Here is a 24,647-nt window from a genome sequence, read left to right as displayed (position 1 = left end):
GAAGTAGCAAGAGTGAGTTCTTATGCTAACCACTCATAAGAATCAACCATTGCTAATTTGCAATAAAGAGATAGATCTCGGTTGATTCCTAAATTGGTTAACTTACTGACAAGCCTCACAATCAGGGTTGTCAATTGAACATGCCATTGGCACTGGTGCTGCATTGGCAAAACCTTCTTCCTCTGCAGAAACTTCAGGTTTCTTCTCTTCAACGACTGGTGCTGCAACCACAGGAGCCGCAACAGTTGCAGGTTTAACTGCATTCAATGCGCCAGTGTTAATAGTCGATTTCTCAGCAGAAGTCGCACCCAATGCACGTAGGTAATAAGTCGTCTTAAGACCACGTAACCAGGCCATCTTATAGGTGATGTCCAGTTTTTTACCATTTGCACCAGCGATGTAAAGGTTCAGAGACTGAGCCTGATCAATCCATTTTTGACGGCGTGATGCAGCATCTACGATCCAACGTGTATCTACTTCAAATGCAGTCGCGAAGATGGCTTTAAGCTCTTCAGGAATACGGGAAATCTTCTGTACAGAGCCTTCGAAATGTTTCAGGTCATTGACCATTACCGCATCCCAAAGACCACGTTCTTTCAACGCACGTACCAGGTACGGGTTAATCACGGTGAACTCGCCAGACAGATTCGATTTCACATACAGGTTCTGGAAGGTTGGCTCAATAGATTGAGACACGCCACAAATGTTAGAAATCGTAGCAGTCGGAGCAATTGCCATCACATTCGAGTTACGCATACCGTCTTTTTGAACTTTGGCACGTAAAGTGTCCCAGTCCAGACGTTGAGTGCGGTCGACTTCGAACATGCGTTCAGGACGAGTTTTCGCAACCAGATCAAGCGAGTCGATTGGCAGGATACCTTGATCCCACAATGAACCCTTGAATGTTTCGTATGTACCACGTTCAACAGCCAAATCGCTTGAGGTTGAAATCGCGTAGTACGAAATCACTTCCATCGATTCATCAGCAAACTCAACCGCCGCGTCAGAACCATACGCCAGATTCATTTCGTATAAAGCATCCTGGAAGCCCATGATACCCATACCGACTGGACGATGTTTCAGGTTTGAATTACGTGCTTGTGGAACAGCGTAGTAGTTGATGTCAATCACGTTGTCGAGCATACGCACAGCAGTTTTTACTGTACGTGCCAGTTTTTCGCGATCCAGTACACCGCCTTGCACGTGTTGAACCAGGTTGATCGAACCTAAGTTACATACCGCGATTTCTTCTTTGCTGGTGTTCAACGTAATTTCGGTACACAGGTTAGAAGAGTGCACTACACCAACGTGTTGCTGTGGTGAACGTAAGTTACATACGTCTTTGAAGGTGATCCACGGGTGACCAGTTTCAAATAACATCGACAGCATTTTGCGCCACAAATCTTTTGCACGGATTTTCTTGTGCAGCATGTTTGTTTCTTTGGCAATACCTTCGTAGTGTGCATAACGCTCAGCGAATTCTGCACCGGTCAAATCATGTAGATCTGGGGTTTCAGAAGGTGTGAACAATGTCCATTCCGCATCTTCGAATACACGTTGCATGAACAGGTCAGGAACCCAGTTCGCTGTGTTCATGTCATGGGTACGACGACGGTCATCACCGGTGTTTTTACGAAGTTCCAGGAATTCTTCAATGTCCAGGTGCCAGGTTTCAAGATATGCACAAACTGCACCTTTACGCTTGCCACCTTGGTTGACCGCAACAGCCGTATCGTTCGCGACTTTAAGGAATGGAACCACACCTTGCGACTTACCATTGGTGCCTTTGATGTAAGAGTTTAAAGCACGCACTGGTGTCCAGTCGTTACCCAAACCGCCTGCCCATTTAGACAGCATGGCGTTATCACGCATTGCGCCATAAATATCATACAGGTCATCATCAATGGTGGTTAAGTAGCAGCTCGACAATTGTGGACGAAGCGTACCTGAGTTAAACAGGGTAGGCGTCGATGCCATATAGTCGAAGCTAGACAACAAGTTATAGAACTCGATGGCACGTTCTTCACGGTTTTCTTCATTGAGCGACAAGCCCATAGAAACACGCATAAAGAACAATTGCGGCAATTCGAAACGTACGCCATCGGAATGGATGAAGTAGCGGTCAAATAAAGTCTGTAGACCTAGGTAGGTAAACTGGTTTGAGCGTTCTGGTTGAATCGCCGCTGCCAGTTTCGCCAGATCAAAGTTAAGCAGTTCTGGTGAAATAAGCTCAAGCTCAATCCCTTTTTTCAGGAAAGTTTCAAGTGCTTCACCTTCATGCGTATCCGTAGGCAGACCCAGGAATTTCAAACCAGTCGCCACCAGATCATCACGCAACAAACGTGCAGTCACATAGGTGTAGTTCGGCTCTTGCTCGATCCGGGTACGGGTGGCCATCATCATGGTGGTGGAGATGTCAGATTCTTTTACACCGTTGTACAGGTTTTTCACGGTCTCATCGACAATGGCTTGTACATCAATTCCTTCAAGGCCCTCTGCTGCTTTAGTAACATGCGCAGTTAAAGCACTTAAATCAAGTGGCTTAAGTTGGCCTTCAGCATCGGTAATTTGCAGGGTCGGGTGATGGTGTGCACCTAACTGTTTACGTGCTTCAGAACGTTGTTCACGGTAAATGACATAAGAGCGTGCAACTTTCTGTTCGCCCGTACGCATTAGCGCAAGTTCAACTTGGTCTTGAATTTCTTCGATATGAATCGTTCCGCCAGAAGGTAAACGGCGTTTAAAGGTATTCAGTACCATTTCCGTCAGTTGCTCGATACGATCATGGATCCGGCTCGAGTCAGCGCTTTGCTGGCCTTCAACCGCCAAAAACGCTTTACCAATTGCGACAGAAATTTTTTCTGCATCAAAAGCGGCAACATCACCGGTGCGTTTAATCACCTGAAGTTGACCAGGAGTTGAAGTGATTACGCTCATGTTAGCATAGCTCCATTGTCATCTATTTTTATGTTTATGGACCGTTTGAACTGGGCAAGTTTCATGCACAGTGTTTGAGGAATAAACACAAGACCTAGTGGTTTTAAAATTAATTGAACACAAGATACGGGAAAATTTAGGGTAGATCAATATTGACATTTAGCTAAATATTTTTCTTAAGTTTTGCTTTAATCCTTGTAAAAATATCGCTATTTTTATTGATTTTTGTATAAGCCTTATCAGGCAAGGCATAGCATAACAAAGTCCCGAGAAAGTGCTTATAGATAACATTGTGGATAACTAAAAAGTGCTGAATCAAGCAGTCATATTTTGTTCATGTAATAGTTGTGTAAATCACAAATCAGATCTAAATCACTGTTTCAAGCATAGTTGCCCAAAAAATGCACGATAAAATATTACAAAATGCTATCTTGATGTATCAGTTTGGTGAACGCTATCTTGTTTACAATGTAAACGTGTGTATATTGCAAGCATATTAAAAACGTATCTATTGGATTTCAAAAGGATACGCCTATAGCGTAGATCCACCAAATAAGGGGCAATACATGAGCCAAGAAGAAAAGTTACCCAAGATTTTAATTGTTGAAGATGATGAGCGTCTTGCTCGTTTAACGCAAGAATACCTCATTCGTAATGGACTTGAGGTTGGGGTGGAGCCGGATGGTAACCGTGCCATTCGCCGGATTATCGCTGAGCAGCCAGATATGGTGGTGCTGGATGTGATGTTACCAGGAGCGGATGGTTTGACCATTTGTCGTGAAGTGCGCCCGCATTATCATCAACCGATCTTGATGTTGACTGCGCGTACTGAGGACATGGATCAGGTCTTGGGTCTGGAAATGGGTGCCGATGACTATGTCGCTAAACCGGTACAACCACGTGTATTGCTGGCACGTATTCGTGCATTACTGCGTCGTACGGACAAGGTGCCTGAAGATGAAGTGGCACAGCGTATCGAATTTGATGATCTGGTCATCGACAATGGTGGTCGTTCAGTTACTTTAAATGGTGATCTGGTTGATTTTACCAGTGCGGAATATGACCTGTTGTGGTTGCTTGCATCAAATGCTGGCCGTATTCTTTCCCGCGAAGATATTTTCGAGCGTTTACGTGGCATCGAATATGATGGTCAGGATCGTTCAATCGATGTGCGTATTTCGCGTATCCGTCCAAAAATTGGTGACGATCCAGAGAATCCGAAGCGTATTAAAACCGTGCGTAGTAAAGGTTATCTATTCGTTAAAGAAACTAATGGTATTTAAGCAAATGTACGTTGTTGCTTGAACGAGCAGGATAAACTATAGGTGTTTAAACACAGTATATTTTTGCGTATATACGCAGGACTCGTCATCCTTGTCGTGTTGGTGGCTGTGTTCGGCTATCTGTTGGTACAGATTATCAACTATCAGCGTGCGCAAGAATATCGTGAGTCTCTGACTGATGGTATGGCCTATATCATCAGTGAGGGTGTCGCGCGCCAGCCAAATCTTCAGCAAAAGATGGATTGGGTTTCCGATGCTTCTGATTTGCTGGAATTGCCAATTCACTATGTAGAAGCCAGTAAGGTGGATATCACCCGTGCTGAAGGTCGCCGTATTGCAGATCGTAAAGCCGTCGTGCGCTGGGATGCCAAAACCGGCATTGCCTATATTGTGGTGGGGCTGCGCGATGACCCGAATCATTACCTGTATATAAAGGCCGACAGTATTACCGAGCGCCAGATGAAGGCGCTGCCGGTCTTTATTCTGGATTATCTGGTCTATTATCCGGGTCAGGAAAAAGAATATCTGTCCGCTATTCAGGATCATTTTTCTTATCCGGTATCGATTGAAAATGTACAGAGCTTACCTTTAGATTCCGAGCAGATCGGGCGCTTGCGTCTTGATCACAGTATTATCCTGTATCGGGATAGTGCCTCAATCCGTGGCACCACCATTTCAATTATTTCGCCAATTCCAGGTTCGACCTCACAAGTCTTGGTGATGGGGCCGGTGCCATTGTTTAACTGGATGCCATTCCAGTTAGCGACTGGTATTACTTTATTGAGCCTGTTTGTGCTGAGTCTGGGGGTGTATGGTTTGTTGGTGCCAATGCAGCGCAAGTTGCGTGAAGTCAGCTATGCCTTAAACAAAATGAAAACCGGTAATATGTCATTGCGTCTTCCTGTAGAAGGAAGTGACGAAATGGCAACGCTAGCCTCTAGCTTTAACAATATGTCTGATCATATTCAGCGCCTGATTGAAGCCCAGCGTGAATTGATGCGTGCGGTTTCACATGAACTTCGTACACCAGTGGCGCGGATTCGTTTTGGTGTGGAAATGATGGCAGATGAAGATGATTACGATTATCGTCTGCAACAGGTCGAACAGATTGATAAAGATATTGAAGCGCTGAATACCCTGATTGACGAGATCATGACCTATGCCAAGCTAGAACAGGGCATGCCTTCGATCGAGTTTGAAAAGGTCAATCTGTTTGAAGTGCTGAATCAGGTAGCTCTGGAAACTGAAGCATTAAAAACCCAGAAAATCATTGAGTTACATTCAATGCCTGATGTGGTAGTTGAGGCAGAGCGCCGTTATCTGCATCGCGTAATTCAGAATCTGGTCGGCAATGCGGTGCGTTATTGCGACAATAGGGTGCTGATCAGTGGTGGTCTGGATCAGGATGGTCAGGCTTATGTCTCTGTTGAAGATGATGGCCCGGGAATTCCGGAAGTGGATCGTGCCCGGGTCTTTGAGGCCTTTGCCCGGCTGGATGACAGCCGCACCCGTGCTTCGGGTGGTTATGGTTTGGGTTTATCCATTGTCAGCCGGATTGCGTACTGGTTTGGTGGCAAGATTCATGTGGATCAAAGTCCGAGCTTGGGTGGTGCGCGCTTTATCATGAGCTGGCCTGCACAGCGTTATGTAAAGAAGAGCAAGCGCAAGTTGGCAGAAAAGACTGAGGAAATCAGTGATCATTCAGCTTGATGTTATATAAATGCTTTTGAGTTATAAAAAAACGATGCCTGAGCATCGTTTTTTTTATTGGGGAAGAATTTTATTCCTGAATGGTGGCATCCGGCTCAATCAATGGTTTGCCTTCTTTTAGGCTATGCAGGGCTTCAGGATTGAAGTCGATCATTAGCTTGGTATTTTTTCCATCAATGCTATAGCGCTGGATCAGCCTCTGATCACCAGATAAAGTTTCGACTTTGTATTCATCGGCAATATTCATGATGCCATCCAGATTAATGCTGGAAGAGGCATGATCCTCTTGAAACAGTGCATGGATATCGCGCAAGTCAAAAGCGACCTGACTCATATTGGGGTGTTTCTGAACATAATCTTGGATATGTCGCACCAGTAACTGGGCAAATAAAAAATAATTTGGCTTATGCGAGAAGCGTAGAGACATGCAAGGACTCCTTATTGTTACTTTATTAATGTCATTATGTGGCTTAGAAATACAAATAACATATTCTGAATCAGTCTGTTGGGTGTGTTGCAAAAAGATACAATTGCTTGCCTTGAGTGAGGCTGGGCTTAAAGTGCTTTAATCCAAGTTAAAATGTGAAAATCATGTTAAATATCAAATTAAATCAAAAGCTTTATCCGCTGAAAGTTATGGATAGAATAAGTTTTTGTCTGATTTTTCTTTGCTTTGGTCGTGAAAGGGGCTATATCTAAGCCAGAGGCCAAGCAAGAATGATCTGAAATGGATTTATTTTTCAGGAATACTGTTTATAGAAAAATTAATAGAAAATTAAAACTTAATCCAATAAAACGATTAAATCGGATGTTGAGAGATCAAACGCAAATTAAATGCTGAAATGCCTAAAAAATCATCCCAAAGACTAAGGCTTATAAACTAGCAAGTGAAATCCAAAATCAGGTACAATTGGCGGGATTAATTTTGTGTTTGGTGTATTTGAAGGCCAATACATACATTCTTTGTTAACAAATAGGCCTGCCAGGAGTTATCCCCGCATGAGTGCTATTACTCCATACGAATGGGCAATTATTGCCTTCGTGATCGGCGTTACATTTTTATGCGTCTTTATGCTGACCGTCCCATTACTCCTCGGGGGTAAATCATGGGGCCGTGCCAAGCAGGAGCAGTTTGAGTCAGGTGTTGTTGGTGCAGGTGGGGCTCGTATCCGCTTGTCTGCAAAGTTCTATTTAGTTGCAATTTTCTTCGTGGTGTTTGATTTAGAAGCACTTTATCTATATGCATGGGCGGTTTCTGTTCGTGAAGTAGGTTGGATTGGTTTTGCAACTGCAGCTATCTTTATTTTAGTTTTACTTGTTGGTTTGGTTTACGAATTATCCACAGGCGCACTCAACTGGGCACCTTCAGACAAACGTAAAGCCGCAGGAATTAAAGCTAAGATTGGTTCGCCAAATATGGATCTAGCAGAAATTACGCGCTTTAACTCAATTGAAGAATTGGTAATCGACCCTACAGGTCAAATCCCAGCTCAATCCTCTGGTCGTGTGAAAAGCTCACCGGCTAAATCATCTGATAAGGAGTAAGACGGGATGAAATATACATTAACCCGTGCGAATCCGGATGCTGATCAATATCCACTTCAAGAGCGTATCCTTGTAGAAGATCCGTTACTTGAAGAAGAAGTGAATAAGAATGTATTCATGACTCGTTTAGAGGATGTGGTACATACAGCAGTCAACTGGGGTCGTAAAAACTCAGTTTGGCCGTTTAACTTTGGTACATCATGCTGCTATGTAGAGTATGCGACGACCTTAACCGGTGTGCATGACTTGTCACGTTTTGGTGCCGAGGTGATTCGTGCTTCACCGCGTCAGGCGGATTTAATGATTGTGGCGGGTACCTGCTTTGTGAAAATGGCGCCTGTCATTCAACGTTTGTATGAACAGATGCTTGAACCGAAATGGGTCATTTCAATGGGGGCATGTGCCAACTCAGGTGGGATGTACGACATTTATTCAGTGGTACAAGGTGTGGATAAAATCATCCCGGTCGATGTTTATGTTCCCGGCTGCCCACCACGTCCTGAAGCTTTGATTCAGGCATTAATGCTGTTGCAAGACCAGATTCAACTCGAGCGTCGTCCGCTTTCTGCGGTGATCGGTGATGATCTTAAGCCAGTGTATAAGCCAAAGATGATGCCGGAACGTGACCGTAAGAAAGATCAGCGTGTTGCTGTGAAGAACTTGCGCTCTATGGATGAAATTAAATAATTTAAACGACTGGTCTTTTTTGCTGCACCCGCTATGGGTGTAATTGTCGTTTAGGTTGACTGAATTTGTATTAAATAGGAAGCCAAGCCAATGGCTGAAACTGACATTGCTATGCCAGAATCAACACCAGTTGATTCACGCCCAGCATTTGCCATCATTGAAGAACTCAAAACCAAATTTGGTGAGAACTTCTATGTGCAAACGACTTTCGAGGATTTCCCGACAGTCTGGGTTGAGCGCGCACGTGTACAAGAAGTTTTAATGTTCTTGCGTACAGTATCACGTCCTTACGTGATGTTGTTCGACTTGTCTGCGGTAGATGAGCGTCTGCGTACGCACCGCGACGGTTTACCTGCGTCTGACTTCACAGTGTTCTACCACTTGTTGTCGCTCGAGCGTAATACTGACATTCGTATTAAGGTTGCCTTAGCTGAAAGTGATCTGAATCTTCCGACGGCAACCAACATCTGGCCAAATGCCAACTGGTACGAACGTGAAGCTTACGATATGTTTGGGATCAATTTCGAAGGGCATCCAATGCTCCGTCGTATCTTGTTGCCAACCTATTGGGAAGGTCATCCGCTACGTAAAGAATATTCTGCACGTGCGACTGAATATACCCCGTATTTGCAAGACAAGGCCAAGCAGGACTACGAACAGGAACATCTGCGTTTCGTGCCTGAAGATTGGGGTATGAAGCGCGGTAATGCCGATGAAGACTTCATGTTCCTGAACTTGGGGCCTAACCATCCATCTGCGCACGGTGCATTCCGTGTGATTTTGCAGTTGGACGGCGAAGAAGTGAAAGACTGTGTGCCTGATATCGGTTATCACCACCGTGGTGTGGAAAAGATGGCTGAACGTCAAACCTGGCATTCATTCATTCCGTATACAGACCGTGTCGATTACTTGGGTGGTTGTGCACAAAACATGCCTTATGTGATGGGCGTGGAGCAAATGGCGGGCATTACTGTACCGGACCGTGCGCAATGTATCCGTGTGATGATGTCGGAATTGTTCCGTATCAATAACCACTTGTTGTTTATTGGTACTGCAATTCAGGATGCCGGCGGTATGACCCCAGTATTCTATATGTTCGCTGACCGTCAAAAGATTTATGACGCGATTGAAGCGATCACGGGTTACCGTATGCACCCAGCTTGGTTCCGTATTGGCGGTACTGCGCACGACCTTCCAAACAACTGGCAGCACCTCATTCGCGAAATCCTCGACTGGATGCCGAAGCGTATGAATGAATACTACACAGCTGCATTACGCAACTCTGTATTCATGGGTCGTACCCAAGGTGTAGCGCAATATGACGCTAAATCTGCATTGGCTTGGGGTGTAACCGGTACTGGTCTTCGTGCAACAGGTATTGACTTTGATGTTCGTAAATATCGTCCATACAGTGGCTACGAAAATTACGACTTCGAGGTTCCTTTAGAGTACGAAGGCGATGCTTATGCACGTGTCATGGTTCACTTCCGTGAAATCGAAGAATCACTGAAAATCGTCAAGCAATGTCTAGACAACATGCCGTCTGGTGCGTACAAAGCAGACCATCCACTGGCTGTTCCACCACCAAAAGACAAGACATTACAAGATATTGAAACCTTGATTACGCACTTCTTAAGCGTATCTTGGGGTCCTGTAATGCCGGCAGGTGAAGCATCTGTGATGGCGGAAGTGGTGAAAGGTGCGTCGAACTACTACTTGACTTCAGACAAGTCAACCATGAGTTACCGTACCCGTATTCGTACACCAACCTTCACGCATTTACAGCAAATGCCTTCTGTGATTAACGGCAGCCTCATGTCTGACTTAATCATTTATTTAGCGACCATTGACGTCGTAATGGCTGACGTGGATCGCTAAGGGGTAAACGCATTATGATGATTTTGACTGATAAAAAGCCACGTGTGAACGTTGAAGGAATTTTGACTGCGGACGAAATTCACGATATCGAACATCACATGGGGCACTATCCATACCCACGTGCGGCATGTCTGGACGCGCTAAAGTGTGTACAACGCCGTAATGGCTGGGTAGATGATGCGCAAATGAATGCCATCGCGCAAATGCTGAGCATGAGCGTTGCAGATCTGGAAGGTGTGGCAACCTTCTATAACCGTATTTACCGTCAGCCGGTCGGTCGTCACGTAATTTTGTTATGTGATTCGATCGCGTGCTTCTTGATGGGTGCGGAAACTTTGGCAGAAGCATTCCAGCGCGAATTAGGCATTCAGTTTGGTCAAACGACTGCAGATGGTCGTTTTACCTTGCTGCCAATTTGCTGCCTGGGCAACTGTGACAAAGGTCCAACCTTAATGATTGATGAAGACACGCACGGTCTGGTTGAAGTGACTTCGGTGAAACAGCTGTTGGAGAAGTATGTATGAATACTGAACCAAAACCAATTTATGGCGACGGTAACCCGGAAACGCATCCACTCACATGGCGTTTAAGCAAACAAGCGAACGTACGTAATGCCGATGATTACGAAGCGCTCGAAGGTTATGCAGGCTTTAAAAAAGCCCTGTCGATGTCGCCTAAAGATGTATTGGACGTGGTGAAAGCGGCGACTGTTAAAGGTCGTGGTGGTGCAGGCTTCCCGGCAGGCATCAAATGGTCACTGATGGCGCCAAATGACAATTCAGGTCCACGTTACCTGATTTGTAATGCCGATGAGATGGAACCAGGTACCTTCAAAGACCGTTTGTTGATGGAAGATCTTCCACATCAACTGATCGAAGGGATGCTGATCGCGGGTTATACGCTTGAAGCAACCCATGGTTATATCTTTATCCGTGGCGAGTACATCGAAGCGGCTCAGTACTTAAATGAAGCGCTTGAGCAAGTTCGTGCCAAAGGTTACTTAGGGGATAACATCCTGGGTACCGGCTGGAACTTCGAGTTACACGTGCATACCGGTGCAGGTCGTTATATCTGTGGTGAAGAAACTGCATTGATTAACTCGCTTGAAGGCCGTCGTGCCAACCCGCGTACCAAACCGCCATTCCCGCAAGTTGCAGGTGCTTGGGGTCGTCCTACGATTGTCAACAACGTAGAGACCTACAACAACTTACCCGCCATCATGCTGCGTGGCCCTGAATGGTATATCGGCTTGTCTGCGGGCAAATCGAAAGATCCAGGTACCAAAATCTATGGTGCATCAGGTAAAGTGAAATTCCCGGGTCTATGGGAATTGCCTTTTGGTACGACTGCGCGTGAAGTGATTGAAGATCACGCGGGTGGTATGCGCGATGGCTTAACGCTGAAAGCATGGTTACCGGGTGGTGCATCAACGGACTTCCTGGCGGCAGAGCATATCGATCTTCCGATGGATGCGGAAAGCATCATGAAAGCAGGTTCTCGTTTGGGAACATGTCTGCTCATGGTGGTTGATGAAACCCAATGTATGGTTTCAGCAACACGTAACCTAGAAGAATTCTTTGCACGCGAATCATGTGGTTTCTGTACCCCTTGCCGTGATGGCTTGCCTTGGGCAGTGAAAGCGTTAAAAGCGCTGGAAAATGGCACAGGTAAACAGGAAGATATCGATCACTTACAAGAGTTAACGCGTAAGCTTTGGATCGGTAAAACTTTCTGTGCCCACGCACCGGGTGCAATGGAACCGCTCATGGGCGCACTCAAACATTTCCGTGGCGAATTTGAAGCGAAGGTGGTGAATGCCGCTGCTCAAGTTAGCTCCGTAGAACAAGCTTAAGGAATTCGACTATGGCTACAATTCATGTCGATGGCAAATCGTATGAAGTCAACGGCTCGGAAAACTTGCTACAAGCATGTTTGAGTCTTGGCATTGATATCCCATACTTTTGTTGGCATCCGTCCTTAGGTTCTGTCGGTTCTTGCCGTCAATGTGCCGTGACTCAATACGCGAATCCGGAAGATACCCGTGGTCGTTTGGTCATGTCATGTATGACGCCTGCATCTGACAATACCTACATCTCGATTGAAGACAAAGAAGCAAAAGATTTCCGTGCTTCGATTGTTGAATTCTTGATGACCAACCACCCGCACGACTGTCCGGTCTGTGAAGAGGGTGGTCACTGTCATTTACAAGATATGACCGTAATGACGCAGCATGACCGTCGTCGCTACCGTTTCACCAAACGTACCCATTACAACCAAGAGCTTGGCTCATTCATTTCTCACGAAATGAACCGTTGTATCGCCTGTTACCGTTGTGTGCGTTATTACAAAGACTATGCAGGTGGTACGGACTTCGGCGTGTATGCCAACGCATCACGTGTGTATTTCGGTCGTCCAGAATCAGGCACTTTAGAATCTGAATTCTCGGGTAACCTGACTGAAGTTTGTCCAACAGGTGTATTTACCGATAAAACTCATTCGGCACGTTATAACCGTAAATGGGACATGCAATATGCGCCAAGCGTATGCCAAGGCTGTTCTTCAGGTTGTAACATTTCTCCGGGTGAGCGTTATGGTGAACTTCGCCGTGTCGAAAACCGTTTCAATGGTGAAGTTAACCAATACTTCCTATGCGATAAAGGCCGTTTCGGTACAGGTTATGTGAACCGCGAAGACCGTCCGCGTCAGCCACAATTCCGTAAAGGTGCGACTGTAGAAACTGTTTCAGTAGATGCAGCACTTGATACGGTGATTGCAAATATCCAGGACAAAAAAGTTCTGGGGATTGGTTCACCGCGTGCATCACTTGAATCAAACTTCGCGCTGCGTGAATTGGTGGGTCAAGAGAACTTCTCAACAGGTTTATCTCAAAAAGAGCAAAATCTGGTTGAACTTGCAGCTTCAATCATGCAAACCGAGGGTGTTTACAACCCGAATATGCGTGAAATTGAAAGCTATGATGCAGTTCTGATCTTAGGTGAAGATTTAACCCAAACTGCGCCTCGTATGGCTTTATCTGTTCGCCAAGCTGCGAAAAATAAAGGCAAAGAGATGGCAGCGGAACGTCGTACCCAAGAATGGTTGGCTGAGCCGGTACAACGTATTGCTCAAGATGCGAAATCTCCGATTTACATCCTGGCTGCGACACAAACCCGTCTGTCTGATGTTGCCGAAGGCGAAGTGGTTGCTTCTCCAAACGACATTGCACGTTTAGGTTTTGCTGTTGCTGCGGGCGTGAAGGGCGAAGCAATTCTCGGTTTAGATGACGATGCGAAAGCATTTGCACAAACGATTGCCGACACCTTAAAAGCTGCGAAAAAACCATTGATCATCTCGGGTACCAGCTTACAAGATGCATCAATCATGGAAGCTGCTGCACAAGTTGCACAAAATCTGGGTAATGCAGGCTTGACCTTGACAGTTCCTGAAGTGAACTCGATGGGTATGGCAATCTTCGGTGGTCAAAGCTTAGAGCAAGCCTTTGCACAAGATTATGATGCAGTGATCGTGGTTGAAAACGATCTGTATCGTCGTCTACCTGCTGCACAAGTGGATGCTGCACTTTCAGGCAAAGACGTGATTGTTTTAGATCACTCTGAAACTGAAACAGTGAAAAAAGCCGACATCGTGCTTTCTGCTGCAAGCTTTGCTGAAGGTGATGGTACGGTGGTATCGCAAGAAGGCCGTGCACAACGTTTCTACCAAGTGTATGACCCGAGCTACTACAATCCTGAATTGGCAATCAAAGAATCTTGGCGCTGGTTACACGCTCTGGAAACAGGCGTGAAAGGCAAAGCGATTTCTTGGACGTTGCTGGATGATGTGATCGAGTCAGTTGCGAAAAATGTACCTGCTTTAGACGGTATTTTGGATGTAGCACCAGATGCGGGCTTCCGTGTCCATGGTCTTAAAGTAGCACGTGAACCACGTCGTTACTCAGGTCGTACTTCGATGCGCGCGCCATTGTCTGTCCATGAGCCAAAACAGCCAGTGGACAAAGACTCTGCATTAACCTTCTCGATGGAAGGTTATGTCGGAACTCAAACACCTTCAGCACTGGTACCATTTGCATGGTCTGCCGGCTGGAACTCGCCGCAAGCCTGGAACAAATTCCAGGACAATGTCGGTGGTCATTTGAAAGGTGGTGATTCAGGCGTTCGTTTATTCGACCGTTTGGCAAAACTTCCGGCACGTACCTTTGTTGCACCGGCACCTGTTTTGGTTAATGCTGAAAGCTTCCGCCTAGTTCCAATGCACCATATTTTTGGTTCAGGTGAATTCACCGTAAAAACACCAGCAATGGAAACACGTATTCCTGAAGCGGTATTTGCAGTGGGTGAGCAGGATGCAGCACGCTTAAATGTTCAAGATGGTCAGACAATCACGGTGAAAGCAGGTGAGACGTCAATCGTTCTTCCAGTTCAAGTGATTGAATATTTACCGACAGGTTATATTGGCTACCCAATCGGTCTGGCACCGACGGTATCTCTTGCAGAGCCTGTTTCAGTCGCGGTAGGAGTGTAATTCATGGAACAAGAATTAATCCGTCAAACGCCGCTGTGGGCTGAAAACTGGCCAATTGCCTATTCAGTCATTCAAGCGATTGTGATCTTGCTGGTTGTAGTACTGATCGCTGCGTTGATGTCTTTTATTGAACGTCGTTTACTCGGCTTGTGGCAAGACCGTTACGGTCCGAACCGTGTCGGTCCGGGCGGTATGTTCCAGATTGTTGCCGACATGCTGAAAATCATGTTCAAGGAAGACTGGACACCAAAATTTGCTGACAAACTGACTTTCCGTATGGCGCCAGCAGTTGCGATGGCAACTGCGGTGCTGTCGTTCATGGTTATTCCTGTTTCACCTTATCTAGGTGTGGCAGACATGAGCATCGGCCTGTTGTTCTTTATGGCAATGGCAGGTATTGCAGTCTATGCAGTACTGTTCGGTGGCTGGTCATCCAACAACAAATACGCCTTACTCGGTGGTTTACGTTCTGCGGCTCAGACCATTTCTTATGAAGTGTTCCTGGGGATCTCGCTGATGGGTGTGGTGGCAATTGCCGGCTCATTCAACATGCGTGAAATCGTTGAAGCACAACGTGATGTCTGGTTCGTGGTGCCTCAGTTCCTTGGCTTCCTGATCTTCGTGGTTGCGGGTGTTGCGGTGACGCATCGTCATCCATTTGACCAACCAGAAGCAGAACAAGAACTGGCTGAAGGTTATCATGTCGAATACGGCGGCATGAAGTGGGGGATGTTCTTCGTTGCGGAATACGTCAACGTAGTACTAATCTCTGCTTTAATCGTGACGTTATTCTTCGGTGGCTGGCTCGCGCCATTCAACCTTGAAATTCCGTTCCTTCCAGCAGCATTCTGGTTCATTATCAAAACAGCATTCTTTGTAATGATGTTCGTGTTGGCACGTGGTTCATTAATGCGTCCACGTTATGACCAGGTAATGAATTTTGGTTGGAAAATTTGCTTGCCATTAGCTCTAGTCAACCTGTTGGTGACTGGTGCCGTGATCTTGTGGTAAGGGCAGGGAGAACAAAATGTTTAAATTTCTAGCTGGATTTGGATCGATTGTTCGTTCGCTTTGGATGGTGTTTAGCCATGTAACGCGTAAACGTGACACCATTTTATATCCAGAAGTGCCGGCCGAAGAAATCGTGCCACCACGTTTCCGTGGTCGTATTGTATTAACGCGTGACCCTGATGGCGAAGAGCGTTGTGTCGCATGTAACCTGTGTGCGGTTGCCTGTCCGGTAGGCTGTATCTCATTACAAAAAGCAGAACGTGAAGATGGTCGCTGGTATCCGGAGTTTTTCCGTATCAACTTCTCACGTTGTATTTTCTGCGGTATGTGTGAAGAAGCCTGTCCAACCACAGCCATTCAAATGACCCCGGATTTCGAACTCGGTGAATATGTTCGTCAAGACCTGGTCTATGAAAAAGAACACTTGCTGATTTCAGGTCCTGGTAAATATCCTGACTATAACTTCTACCGTGTCACCGGTATGGCAGTTGCAGGCAAGGACAAAGGTCAAGCACAGCGTGAAAGTGCACCTGTTGATGTACGGAGTCTATTACCATGATGTGGCCATTTTATTTAATGGCCCTTGTGGCCATTGTCTCTACGGTTCGCGTGGTGACTAACGCGAATCCGGTACATGCTTTATTAAGCCTGATTGTATCCTTGCTTGCTGTTGCAGGCATGTTCATGATCGTTGGTGCGCCGTTCGCGGCTGCCCTCGAAATTATTGTCTATGCTGGCGCGATCATGGTGTTGTTCGTGTTCGTGGTGATGATGCTGAATCTGGGTGAACAAACCGTTGAACAAGAACGTAAATGGTTAACTTCATCGGCTTGGGCTTATCCGGCGCTGATGAGCTTCCTGATCGGTCTGGTACTGGTATGGGTATTAAACTCTGATTACGCACAGCCTTCACTGGTAATGGGTGTGGAAATGGTGGGCCCGAAAGCCGTGGGTCAAGCACTCTTTACGCAGTACTTGTTGTTGGTTGAAGTTGCCGCGATGTTATTGCTTGCTGCATTAGTAGCTGCATTCCATTTGGGTAAACGTGAGCCAGATGCAGAAGAGGAAAAAGAATAATGGGCAACATCCCTTTAGAGCATGGTTTGATCGTTGCATCTATTCTCTTTGCACTGGGTTTTTACGGTGTAATGGTGCGACGCAACCTACTATTTATTTTAATGAGCCTTGAAATCATGATGAACGCTGCTGCTTTGGCGTTCGTCCTGGCGGGCAGTGCATGGGCACAGCCAGATGGTCAGATCATGTTCATCCTGATCCTGACGCTTGCTGCGGCAGAGGCTTGTATTGGTCTCGCGATCGTCCTTCAGTTCTATCATCGCTTCCATCACCTGGATGTGGATGCTGCTAGTGAGATGCGCGGATGAGTTATTTATATCTAACAATTTTATTTCCGCTCATTGGTTTTGTCCTGTTAGCGGCGGGGCGCAACAAGCTTCCTGAAAATGTTGCAGCGATAATTGGTGTTGGTGCTGTTGGTTTATCGGCACTGTTTGCACTGATTGCAGGTCTGGACTTTGTTAACAATGGTAAAGAACTCTATGTTCAGCACCTGTGGACCTGGTTCAATGTCGGTGGTTTTGCACCGGGCATCAGCTTGCAGCTCGACGGTTTGTCTTTACTGATGCTGGGCATGGTGACAGGTGTGGGTTTCTTAATTCACATCTTTGCTTCATGGTACATGCGCGGTGAAGAAGACTTTGCACGTTTCTTCTCTTACTTCAACCTGTTCGTTGCAAGCATGTTGCTTCTCGTGCTTGGCGATAACTTGGCGTTATTGTTCTTAGGTTGGGAAGGTGTAGGTCTGTGTTCATACCTGCTGATTGGTTATTACTACCAGAACCCTGCAAATGGTCTGGCGGCAATCAAGGCGTTTACTGTTACCCGTATCGGTGACGTATTCCTGCTGATTGCCATGTTCCTGATCTTCCAGCAATTCGGTACTTTGAACATTCAGTACATCGTTGAAAATGCAGCGACTGTAATGACGCAAAGTTCTTCGCTGACCATCTGGACAGCATTGTTATTGTTCTTGGGTGCGGCAGGTAAATCTGCACAGATCCCATTACAAACATGGTTGGCCGATGCAATGGCAGGTCCAACACCTGTTTCTGCATTGATCCATGCTGCAACCATGGTAACGGCGGGTGTTTACCTGTGCTGCCGTCTGTTTGCAGTCTTTGAACTTGCGCCAGAAGTGATGGTGTTTATTTCGATCACAGGTGCGGTGACCTTGCTTGTAGCTGGTTTTGCTGCATTGGTTCAGACCGACATCAAACGTATTCTGGCTTACTCAACCATGAGTCAGCTCGGTTATATGTTTATGGCAGTAGGTGCTGAAGCATACCAGGCGGGTCTATTCCACATGCTGACTCACGCATTCTTCAAGGCACTCTTGTTCTTGTCGTCTGGTGCGGTGATTCTGGCTTACCATCACGAACAAAACATCTTCAAGATGGGCGGTTTGTTCTACAAGAACAAATTCCTGTTTGCATGTTTCGCGATTGGTGGCGGTGCCTTGGCAGCGATTCCATTCCTGACCATTGGTTTCTTCTCAAAAGACGCAATTCTTGCTGCAGTCTGGACGCAAAGTCATATTGCTGGTTTACCAGTGTATAACACGCTGTACTGGGTCGGTGTTGCAGGTGCTTTCTTAACCTCGATTTATACATTCCGTCTAATCTGGGTGGTATTCTTCGGCAAAGAAAACACGCCTTATCATGAAATCAAAGGTGCAACTTACTGGGCGCCACTGGCGATTCTTGCTGTCCTTTCGACAGGTCTGGCAATCGTACTGAAAGCACCCGTGATGAGCATTCTAGATGCAGCCCAAATTCCAGCCTTCATTATTCCTGAAGCGCTTGAAGCAGGTGCACATGGTGCTGAATACATCGCCATTGCTGTTGCATTGACGGGTCTTGTGGTCGGTGTGGTGCTGTTCGCTTTTGCTTACAATGCAGTCAAACGTTTTGCTGCCACTTCTGTGGGTGCGGGTCTGGTCAATATCTGCCGTAATGCATTAGGTTTCGACAAGCTTTATGACCTGATTTTCGTCAAGCCATATTTGCTGTTCGCTAAACTGTTCGGTCGTGATCCAATTGATGGCTTATGGCTGGTACTTCCTGCACTGGTCAAAAGTGGTCACAGCTTTACAAGTTCACGTCAAACCGGTTCACTGCGTGAATATGCATCTAGTATGGGGCTCGGTGTCGTTGTCCTACTGATGATCTTGATCGTGATTCAGGTCGTGGGGAAATAAAATGGAAGCTCCAAACAATATTATTTTGCCGGCTCTGATCCTCATTCCGTTCATTGCAGGTTTCATATGCTGGTTGGTCGATAAACTCGACCAACACTTGCCGCGTTATATCGCGCTGATCGGTATGCTGGTGACCTTGGTCTTGACCATAGTCCTTTGGCAGACTGGTACTTACAACTATGAATTAGGCGGTGCTACACCTTCGTGGGCTGCCGAATTCAAATTGCCTTGGATTCAAACCCTGGGCATTAACATTCACTTAGCCGTGGATGGTTTATCACTTCTTATGGTTGGTTTGACTGCACTCCTGGGTGTGCTGGCAGTCGGCTGTTCATGGGGCGAGATTCAAAAGAACGTTGGTTTCTTCCACTTGAACCTTTTATGGTCTTTAGGTGGTGTCATCGGTGTGTTTCTGGCGATTGACTTATTCCTGTTCTTCTTCTTCTGGGAGATGATGCTGGTGCCGATCTACTTCCTGATTGCCCTTTGGGGTCATAAAGGGGCAGAGGGCAAGTCACGTGTTTATGCAGCTAACAAGTTCTTCATTTACACGCAGGTTGCCGGTTTGGTGATGCTGATTGGTATCCTTGGTCTGGTGACTGTGGGCTATACCATGACTGGCGAAATCCGTTTCGACTACAACTATCTATTAGGTGTGGCGAATACGCTTGACGCTCAGGCGCCAGCGGTGGCTTATGCATTCATGATCTGTTTATTCATCGGTTTTGCGGTAAAACTTCCAGTTTTCCCATTACACGGCTGGTTACCAGATGCGCATGCGCAAGCACCAACAGCGGGTTCTGTTGACCTTGCAGGTATCTTGATTAAAACTGCGGCGTACGGTTTATTGCGTTTCGTGATTCCGTTCTTCCCGGCAGCTTCGGCTCAGTTTGCAGATATCGCGATCATTCTGGGTTTAATCGGTATCTTCTACGGTGCTTGGTGTGCTTTCCAGCAAACCGACATGAAACGCTTACTGGCGTATACATCTATTTCCCACATGGGCTTTGTTTTACTTGCGATTTACGCAGGTAACATCCTGACCTTCCAGGGTCTGATGATCATGATGTTGGCACATGGTATTTCCTCTGCTGCACTGTTCATTATGTGTGGTCAGGTATATGAGCGTGTGCATACGCGTGACATGCGTTTGATGGGGGGGATGCGTGGTCAGTTCCCGTATCTTGCATTCTTCCTGATGTTCTTTGTTGCGGCGCTTGTCGGTATTCCAGGTCTGGGTAACTTCATTGGTGAGTTCCTGATCTTGATGGGTGCTTATGCACAATTCCCGGCGTTCACTATTCTTGCGGCAATCAGTCTGGTCTTTGCAGGTCTGTACGGTCTAATCCTGATTCACAAAGCCCTGTTTGGTGTGCCAAACGAAGCGCAAAAACAGCACTATACACATCCGTTAAAAGATCTGAATGTACGTGAAATCGCGTTATTGTTGATCTGTGCGTTTGGTCTACTTTGGCTTGGTCTATACCCACAAAGCTTCCTTGATGTGTCTAACTCAAGCATGGCGTGGTTAGCGAATAGCTACATTCCAGTTCAAGAAGTGGTTGAAGTTGCTGATCAGGTAACGACTCAACTTGAAAATGTGGAGATCCAATAAGCCATGAACTTCACAATGTCTTTTTCTGAGCTTATGCCGCTCGCACCTGTGATGATCGTGTCGTTAACTGCGATCGTCGTGATGTTGCTGACGGCAATCAAGCGTAACCATAATCTTGTTGCGACGACGACTGTTGTTGGTCTGAACTTAGCAGCGTTCTATATCATTTTCGTTCTGTTGGCAGGCACATTTGCACCTGCCAATGTGATGAATCTGTTCATCGTAGATCCATTTACGATGTTGTACCAGTTTGTGATTCTGATTGCTGCACTTGCCTGTAGTACCTTGTCACACGCGTATATCGAAACTTATAAAGATAACCGTGAAGAGCTGTATATCTTGATGTTGATATCCGTCGCGGGTGCAATGTTAATGGTGGCAAGCTCGCACTATGCATCATTCTTTATTAGCCTTGAGTTGATGTCGATTCCTGTATACGGCCTGTTGGCATATACACATCAACGTTCTCAATCGCTTGAAGCAGGTGTGAAATATCTGGTGCTTTCAGCAACTGCGTCTGCAATGCTGCTGATGGGTATGGCCTATATTTATGCCTACACAGGTACTTTAAGTTTCGTTGCTGAACCGGGCAAACTGTTTACTGTATTCAGTCAGCCAGCTGTGATAATTGGTCTGGCCTTAATTGTATTTGCTGTGGCATTTAAATTATCGCTGGCACCATTCCACAAATGGACACCAGACGTCTACGCAGGTGCACCAGCACCAATCGCGACTTTCCTTGCGACTGTGGCAAAAGTGGCGATGATTGGTCTGTTTGTTCGTTATGTTTTGTCTTCAGGTTTAATCCTGGCAGACAGCTTCGTAACGATCATTTCGATTATTGCAGTATTGTCGATTCTTGCAGGTAACTTGCTGGCTGTTCGCCAAGTGAACCTGAAACGTATTCTGGCATACTCTTCAATTGCGCACTTTGGTTATTTGCTGGTTGCCATCGTCAGTTCACGTAATACCGATTTCTTACAGGTTCAAGGTTTTGCGACTTTTGAAAGTGTAAACGTGTATGTGATTACTTATGTATTAACCACGATTGGTGCTTTCGGTGTTGTGACGCTGATGTCGAGTCCGTATAACAATACGGATGAAGCGGGTAGTCTGGCTGAATACCGTGGTCTGTTCTGGCGCCGTCCAGTCCTGACTGCTGTATTAACCGTAATGATGCTGTCTCTTGCAGGTATTCCTTTAACTGCCGGCTTTATCGGTAAGTTCCTGGTGATTAAAACTGCAGTTGCAGGCGAGGCTTGGTTCCTAACTGCAATGGTGATCCTGGGTTCAGGTATTGGTTTGTACTACTACCTGCGCGTGATGGTCGTGCTGTACATGACACCACCTGAAACACCACGTCTAGATGCGGTGAATCATTGGGGTCAAAAAGTCGGCGGTATCATGGTATTACTTGCTGCACTTGCCGTACTTGTGATTGGTGTTTATCCAGATCCAGTGATTGCGATTTCTAAATATGCGTTCTTCGCAATATCACCTGAATTACAGCAATTCATTTTCACTTTGGTTCAAAGTGGTTTTAACTAATATCTGCGAAGATTGACGTTATTACAAAAAAGCCTCCATGATTGGGGGCTTTTTTATTTATACAAATCAATAAAAGCCTTTATAATAGCGGAAATTTATCTTTAACCTTTTAGGTGTTCTCCTGTGGCAATCCATGAAATCCGTCATCCGCTCATCCGACATAAGCTCGGTTTACTCCGTCGTGCAGATATCAGTACCAAAAACTTCCGCGAGTTAGCTCAAGAAGTGACCATGCTTCTGACTTATGAAGCGACTAAAGACCTGCCAATGGTTGAACATGATATTGATGGCTGGAATGGTGCTGTCACAGTTGACCGTATTGCCGGTAAAAAAATCACGGTTGTGCCGATTCTACGTGCCGGTATTGGCATGCTGGATGGTTTCTTAAATCTGATTCCAAGTGCAAAAGTATCTGTACTCGGTTTAGAGCGTGATGAAGAAACCCTGGAAGCCCGTACTTATTATAAAAAACTGGTTCCAGACGTACAAAACCGTATCGCGATGATCATTGATCCGATGTTGGCGACAGGTTCTTCTCTTGTAGCTGCAATTGATGTGCTCAAAGCCAGTGGCTGTAAAGACATTCGTGTTATGGTTCTGGTTGCCGCACCGGAAGGTATTAAGCGTGTAGAGGCTGCACATCCTGATGTGATCATGTTCACTGCATCAATCGACAGCGGTTTAAATGAAAATGGTTATATCGTTCCGGGTCTTGGTGATGCTGGCGATAAAATCTTTGGTTCAGTTCAGAAAGACTAATTTTTGAACAGGACGAAAAAAGGGGCTACTACAGCCTCTTTTTTATATAATGTAGATCGGGCATTTTCAGCATAGGACAACAGCATGAAAGATGAATTATATCAGGGCAAAATCAAACAGTACGACCCTGCAAAAGGTTTTGGTTTTATTGGTTCAGCTGAGGGAGATGTGTTCTTCCATATTTCAGACTTTCCTGCGGCAGAAGGCGAGCCAAAACGCAATGAACGCGTGAAATTTAATGTGGTAGAAAATGGCGATAAGTATAAAGCCATTAAGATTGAACGTGTTGAGGATACTTCAAAGAAAGCTAAAAAATCTAAGGTCGCTGCACATAACCAGTCAATTACTTCCGCATTACTATCAAATCTCAAGCGTTAATTAACCGTGAATTTGACTAAATGAAGAGGCATTTTCGCCTCTTTTTTATCTAAAAATTCATGAACTATAGTCTTACATCAGTTTTTGTAACTTAAAGCTTGTACTTCGTTACGCAAACAATAAAACGTCTACCAAAGCGCTACAATCATCTCTATTCCTTCTCACTTAAAATACTATCTGTTGATTTATAGGGATAAATGTCATGTTTAGGAATGGAAAAATTAAAACTTATGATTCCGAACGTGGTACAGGCAGCATTGAGTTAGCAGATGACGCTCAAGAACTAAGTTTTAGGCTACAGGACTTACCTTCACCTGAAATTGATCCTCAAATTGGAGAACTGCTTAAATTTAGAATGATTCCTCATCAGGAAACCATAATATTGGACAATATGGTACGCCTAGATGTCAAAGTACAGGACGAGTTTGTAGCGGAAGTTGTGGCATTACCATATTTGGCACCCACAATATCTGTTCCGTTAAAGCGTTCAATTCTTTTTAGTCCAATGCTATGGTTGGCACTGGTATCCGCAGTTGGTTTTATAATTTTGGGCGAAGTATAAATTTAAACCAGAAATTTTTAACTTTCTATTTTTAACTCGGTATTTCTCTATTCTTCAATTTAAAAAAAGCGCCTATAAGTGGTTTTTTGGTTTTTCTATTAAAGAATTTCATAAAAGCTTTTTGATGTATTTTTTATTACAATTATTAAAAATATCAAAGACAAGAGTGAATTATGTTTCAAGAGGGGAAAATCAAAACCTATAACGAAGATCGTGGTTTTGGTTTTATTCAGATCGAAGGGCAATCCAAAGATTTATTTTTCCATGTCAAAGACTTTCCCAATAAAAATATTCCGCCAAAAATGGGGGAAAAATTAAAGTTTTTGATTGTGGAAGATAATGGAAAGTTTAAGGCAAACCATATTATTCGCTTGGATATTAAGCAAGAAGTTCCTGTTACACAAAACAATGATCTACATGGAGATACTGAAACCAGAGCTTCTCTACGTTATGAAAAGAAAAAATCATCAACTACATCAAAAATAATCACAATATCAGGACTGGTGATTATGGTGATTCTTGCTGTTCTTGTTTATAACAAATACCAAAGCTACCAAGTTCAAAAACAGCAAAAGCTGGAAGGACTGATGGTAGAGCAGCAACGAATTGTCGCTGAACAGCGAGCAGCGCAAGGTGATCTACCTATGCAAGGATTATCTGAGCAGGGCAGGAAGAACCTGGAAAATCAAGGCACTGAGTTAAGAAGCCAAAGTAACCCAGTTAATTCGAAAACTTCAGAAACGACTTCGCCATCTGTATCTCAATTTAAATGCGATGGTCGAGAACACTGTAGTCAGATGGGTTCTTATGAGGAAGCATTATTTTTCATTCGTAACTGTCCAAATACTAAAATGGATGGTGACGGCGATGGGATACCATGTGAAAGTCAGTTTTGATGAATCCTAAAAAAAGCAC

Annotated in this window: 21 protein-coding genes; 19 read left to right on the top strand and 2 right to left on the bottom strand. The window is 45.3% G+C overall.

Translation table 11 applies throughout. The features are described from left to right. Positions 1-102 precede the first annotated feature (102 nt). A complete protein-coding gene (locus GVV58_RS05825) occupies positions 103-2,937 on the bottom strand; it encodes a ribonucleoside-diphosphate reductase subunit alpha (protein ID WP_159516146.1) in 2,835 nt (944 codons plus the stop codon). 566 nt (positions 2,938-3,503) lie between these two features. On the opposite strand from GVV58_RS05825, the gene bfmR reads away from it, so the two are divergent. Together bfmR and bfmS are read left to right on the top strand one after the other, a co-directional pair. Continuing rightward, the gene (bfmR, locus tag GVV58_RS05820) at positions 3,504-4,220 is read left to right on the top strand and encodes a response regulator transcription factor BfmR (RefSeq protein ID WP_005097931.1); all 717 of its coding nucleotides are present in this window, start codon (positions 3,504-3,506) and stop codon (positions 4,218-4,220) included. A 42-nt stretch (positions 4,221-4,262) separates the two neighbouring features. Further along, complete coding sequence (gene bfmS, locus GVV58_RS05815; RefSeq protein WP_159516145.1) at positions 4,263-5,930, top strand: sensor histidine kinase BfmS; 1,668 nt, start codon at positions 4,263-4,265, stop codon at positions 5,928-5,930. A gap of 70 nt (positions 5,931-6,000) precedes the next feature. On the opposite strand, the gene GVV58_RS05810 is transcribed toward bfmS, so the two are convergent. Further along, positions 6,001-6,357 carry a hypothetical protein gene (locus GVV58_RS05810; protein WP_159516144.1) on the bottom strand — a complete coding sequence of 119 codons (357 nt, stop codon included), beginning with the start codon at positions 6,355-6,357 and terminating at the stop codon, positions 6,001-6,003. Positions 6,358-6,929: 572 nt separating this feature from the next. Here GVV58_RS05810 and ndhC point away from each other — a divergent pair. From ndhC to GVV58_RS05725, 17 genes are all read left to right on the top strand, one after another. Beyond that, the gene (gene ndhC / locus GVV58_RS05805) at positions 6,930-7,475 is read left to right on the top strand and encodes an NADH-quinone oxidoreductase subunit A (protein WP_005097926.1); all 546 of its coding nucleotides are present in this window, start codon (positions 6,930-6,932) and stop codon (positions 7,473-7,475) included. A 6-nt stretch (positions 7,476-7,481) separates the two neighbouring features. Further along, complete coding sequence (locus tag GVV58_RS05800) at positions 7,482-8,162, top strand: NADH-quinone oxidoreductase subunit B (protein WP_005097925.1); 681 nt, start codon at positions 7,482-7,484, stop codon at positions 8,160-8,162. A 90-nt stretch (positions 8,163-8,252) separates the two neighbouring features. Next, positions 8,253-10,040 (top strand): NADH-quinone oxidoreductase subunit C/D, encoded by a 1,788-nt coding sequence (nuoC, locus tag GVV58_RS05795; protein ID WP_005097924.1) that lies wholly within the window; start codon positions 8,253-8,255, stop codon positions 10,038-10,040. Between the two features lie 14 nt (positions 10,041-10,054). Continuing rightward, positions 10,055-10,564, top strand: coding sequence for an NADH-quinone oxidoreductase subunit NuoE (gene nuoE / locus GVV58_RS05790; RefSeq protein ID WP_004280775.1), 510 nt, complete (start codon positions 10,055-10,057; stop codon positions 10,562-10,564). Beyond that, on the top strand, positions 10,561-11,892 hold the full coding sequence (gene nuoF / locus GVV58_RS05785; protein ID WP_005097923.1) for an NADH-quinone oxidoreductase subunit NuoF: 1,332 nt from the start codon (positions 10,561-10,563) through the stop codon (positions 11,890-11,892). The genes nuoE and nuoF overlap by 4 nt, the downstream gene beginning before the upstream one ends. Before the next feature lie 11 nt (positions 11,893-11,903). Further along, on the top strand, positions 11,904-14,582 hold the full coding sequence (gene nuoG / locus GVV58_RS05780; RefSeq protein ID WP_159516143.1) for an NADH-quinone oxidoreductase subunit NuoG: 2,679 nt from the start codon (positions 11,904-11,906) through the stop codon (positions 14,580-14,582). Between the two features lie 3 nt (positions 14,583-14,585). Further along, positions 14,586-15,593 carry an NADH-quinone oxidoreductase subunit NuoH gene (gene nuoH / locus GVV58_RS05775; protein WP_005097920.1) on the top strand — a complete coding sequence of 336 codons (1,008 nt, stop codon included), beginning with the start codon at positions 14,586-14,588 and terminating at the stop codon, positions 15,591-15,593. Between the two features lie 16 nt (positions 15,594-15,609). Then, entirely contained in the window at positions 15,610-16,152 is a 543-nt protein-coding gene (gene nuoI, locus GVV58_RS05770; RefSeq protein ID WP_005097919.1) for an NADH-quinone oxidoreductase subunit NuoI, read from the top strand. Beyond that, positions 16,152-16,670 carry an NADH-quinone oxidoreductase subunit J gene (nuoJ, locus tag GVV58_RS05765; RefSeq protein ID WP_171063341.1) on the top strand — a complete coding sequence of 173 codons (519 nt, stop codon included), beginning with the start codon at positions 16,152-16,154 and terminating at the stop codon, positions 16,668-16,670. The genes nuoI and nuoJ overlap by 1 nt, the downstream gene beginning before the upstream one ends. Further along, a complete protein-coding gene (gene nuoK / locus GVV58_RS05760) occupies positions 16,670-16,978 on the top strand; it encodes an NADH-quinone oxidoreductase subunit NuoK (protein WP_004280769.1) in 309 nt (102 codons plus the stop codon). The genes nuoJ and nuoK overlap by 1 nt, the downstream gene beginning before the upstream one ends. After that, positions 16,975-18,870, top strand: a complete 1,896-nt coding sequence (nuoL, locus tag GVV58_RS05755; RefSeq protein WP_005097915.1) for an NADH-quinone oxidoreductase subunit L — start codon at positions 16,975-16,977, stop codon at positions 18,868-18,870. The genes nuoK and nuoL overlap by 4 nt, the downstream gene beginning before the upstream one ends. A gap of 1 nt (position 18,871) precedes the next feature. Beyond that, complete coding sequence (nuoM, locus tag GVV58_RS05750; protein WP_159516142.1) at positions 18,872-20,485, top strand: NADH-quinone oxidoreductase subunit M; 1,614 nt, start codon at positions 18,872-18,874, stop codon at positions 20,483-20,485. Positions 20,486-20,488: 3 nt separating this feature from the next. After that, the gene (gene nuoN / locus GVV58_RS05745) at positions 20,489-22,033 is read left to right on the top strand and encodes an NADH-quinone oxidoreductase subunit NuoN (protein ID WP_074383461.1); all 1,545 of its coding nucleotides are present in this window, start codon (positions 20,489-20,491) and stop codon (positions 22,031-22,033) included. A 123-nt stretch (positions 22,034-22,156) separates the two neighbouring features. Continuing rightward, positions 22,157-22,792, top strand: a complete 636-nt coding sequence (upp, locus tag GVV58_RS05740) for a uracil phosphoribosyltransferase (RefSeq protein WP_005097912.1) — start codon at positions 22,157-22,159, stop codon at positions 22,790-22,792. 84 nt (positions 22,793-22,876) lie between these two features. Then, positions 22,877-23,170, top strand: a complete 294-nt coding sequence (locus GVV58_RS05735; RefSeq protein WP_005097911.1) for a cold shock domain-containing protein — start codon at positions 22,877-22,879, stop codon at positions 23,168-23,170. 202 nt (positions 23,171-23,372) lie between these two features. Continuing rightward, complete coding sequence (locus GVV58_RS05730) at positions 23,373-23,732, top strand: hypothetical protein (protein ID WP_100358014.1); 360 nt, start codon at positions 23,373-23,375, stop codon at positions 23,730-23,732. Positions 23,733-23,905: 173 nt separating this feature from the next. Beyond that, a complete protein-coding gene (locus tag GVV58_RS05725; protein ID WP_044111069.1) occupies positions 23,906-24,628 on the top strand; it encodes a cold shock domain-containing protein in 723 nt (240 codons plus the stop codon). The last annotated feature ends 19 nt before the right edge of the window (positions 24,629-24,647 follow it).

The sequence above is a fragment of the Acinetobacter sp. 18QD2AZ41W genome (assembly GCF_009829025.1).
GTDB lineage: Bacteria > Pseudomonadota > Gammaproteobacteria > Pseudomonadales > Moraxellaceae > Acinetobacter > Acinetobacter pseudolwoffii.
The sequence above is the reverse complement of the archived record's forward strand: the minus strand, read 5'-3'. Positions and strand labels throughout refer to the sequence as shown.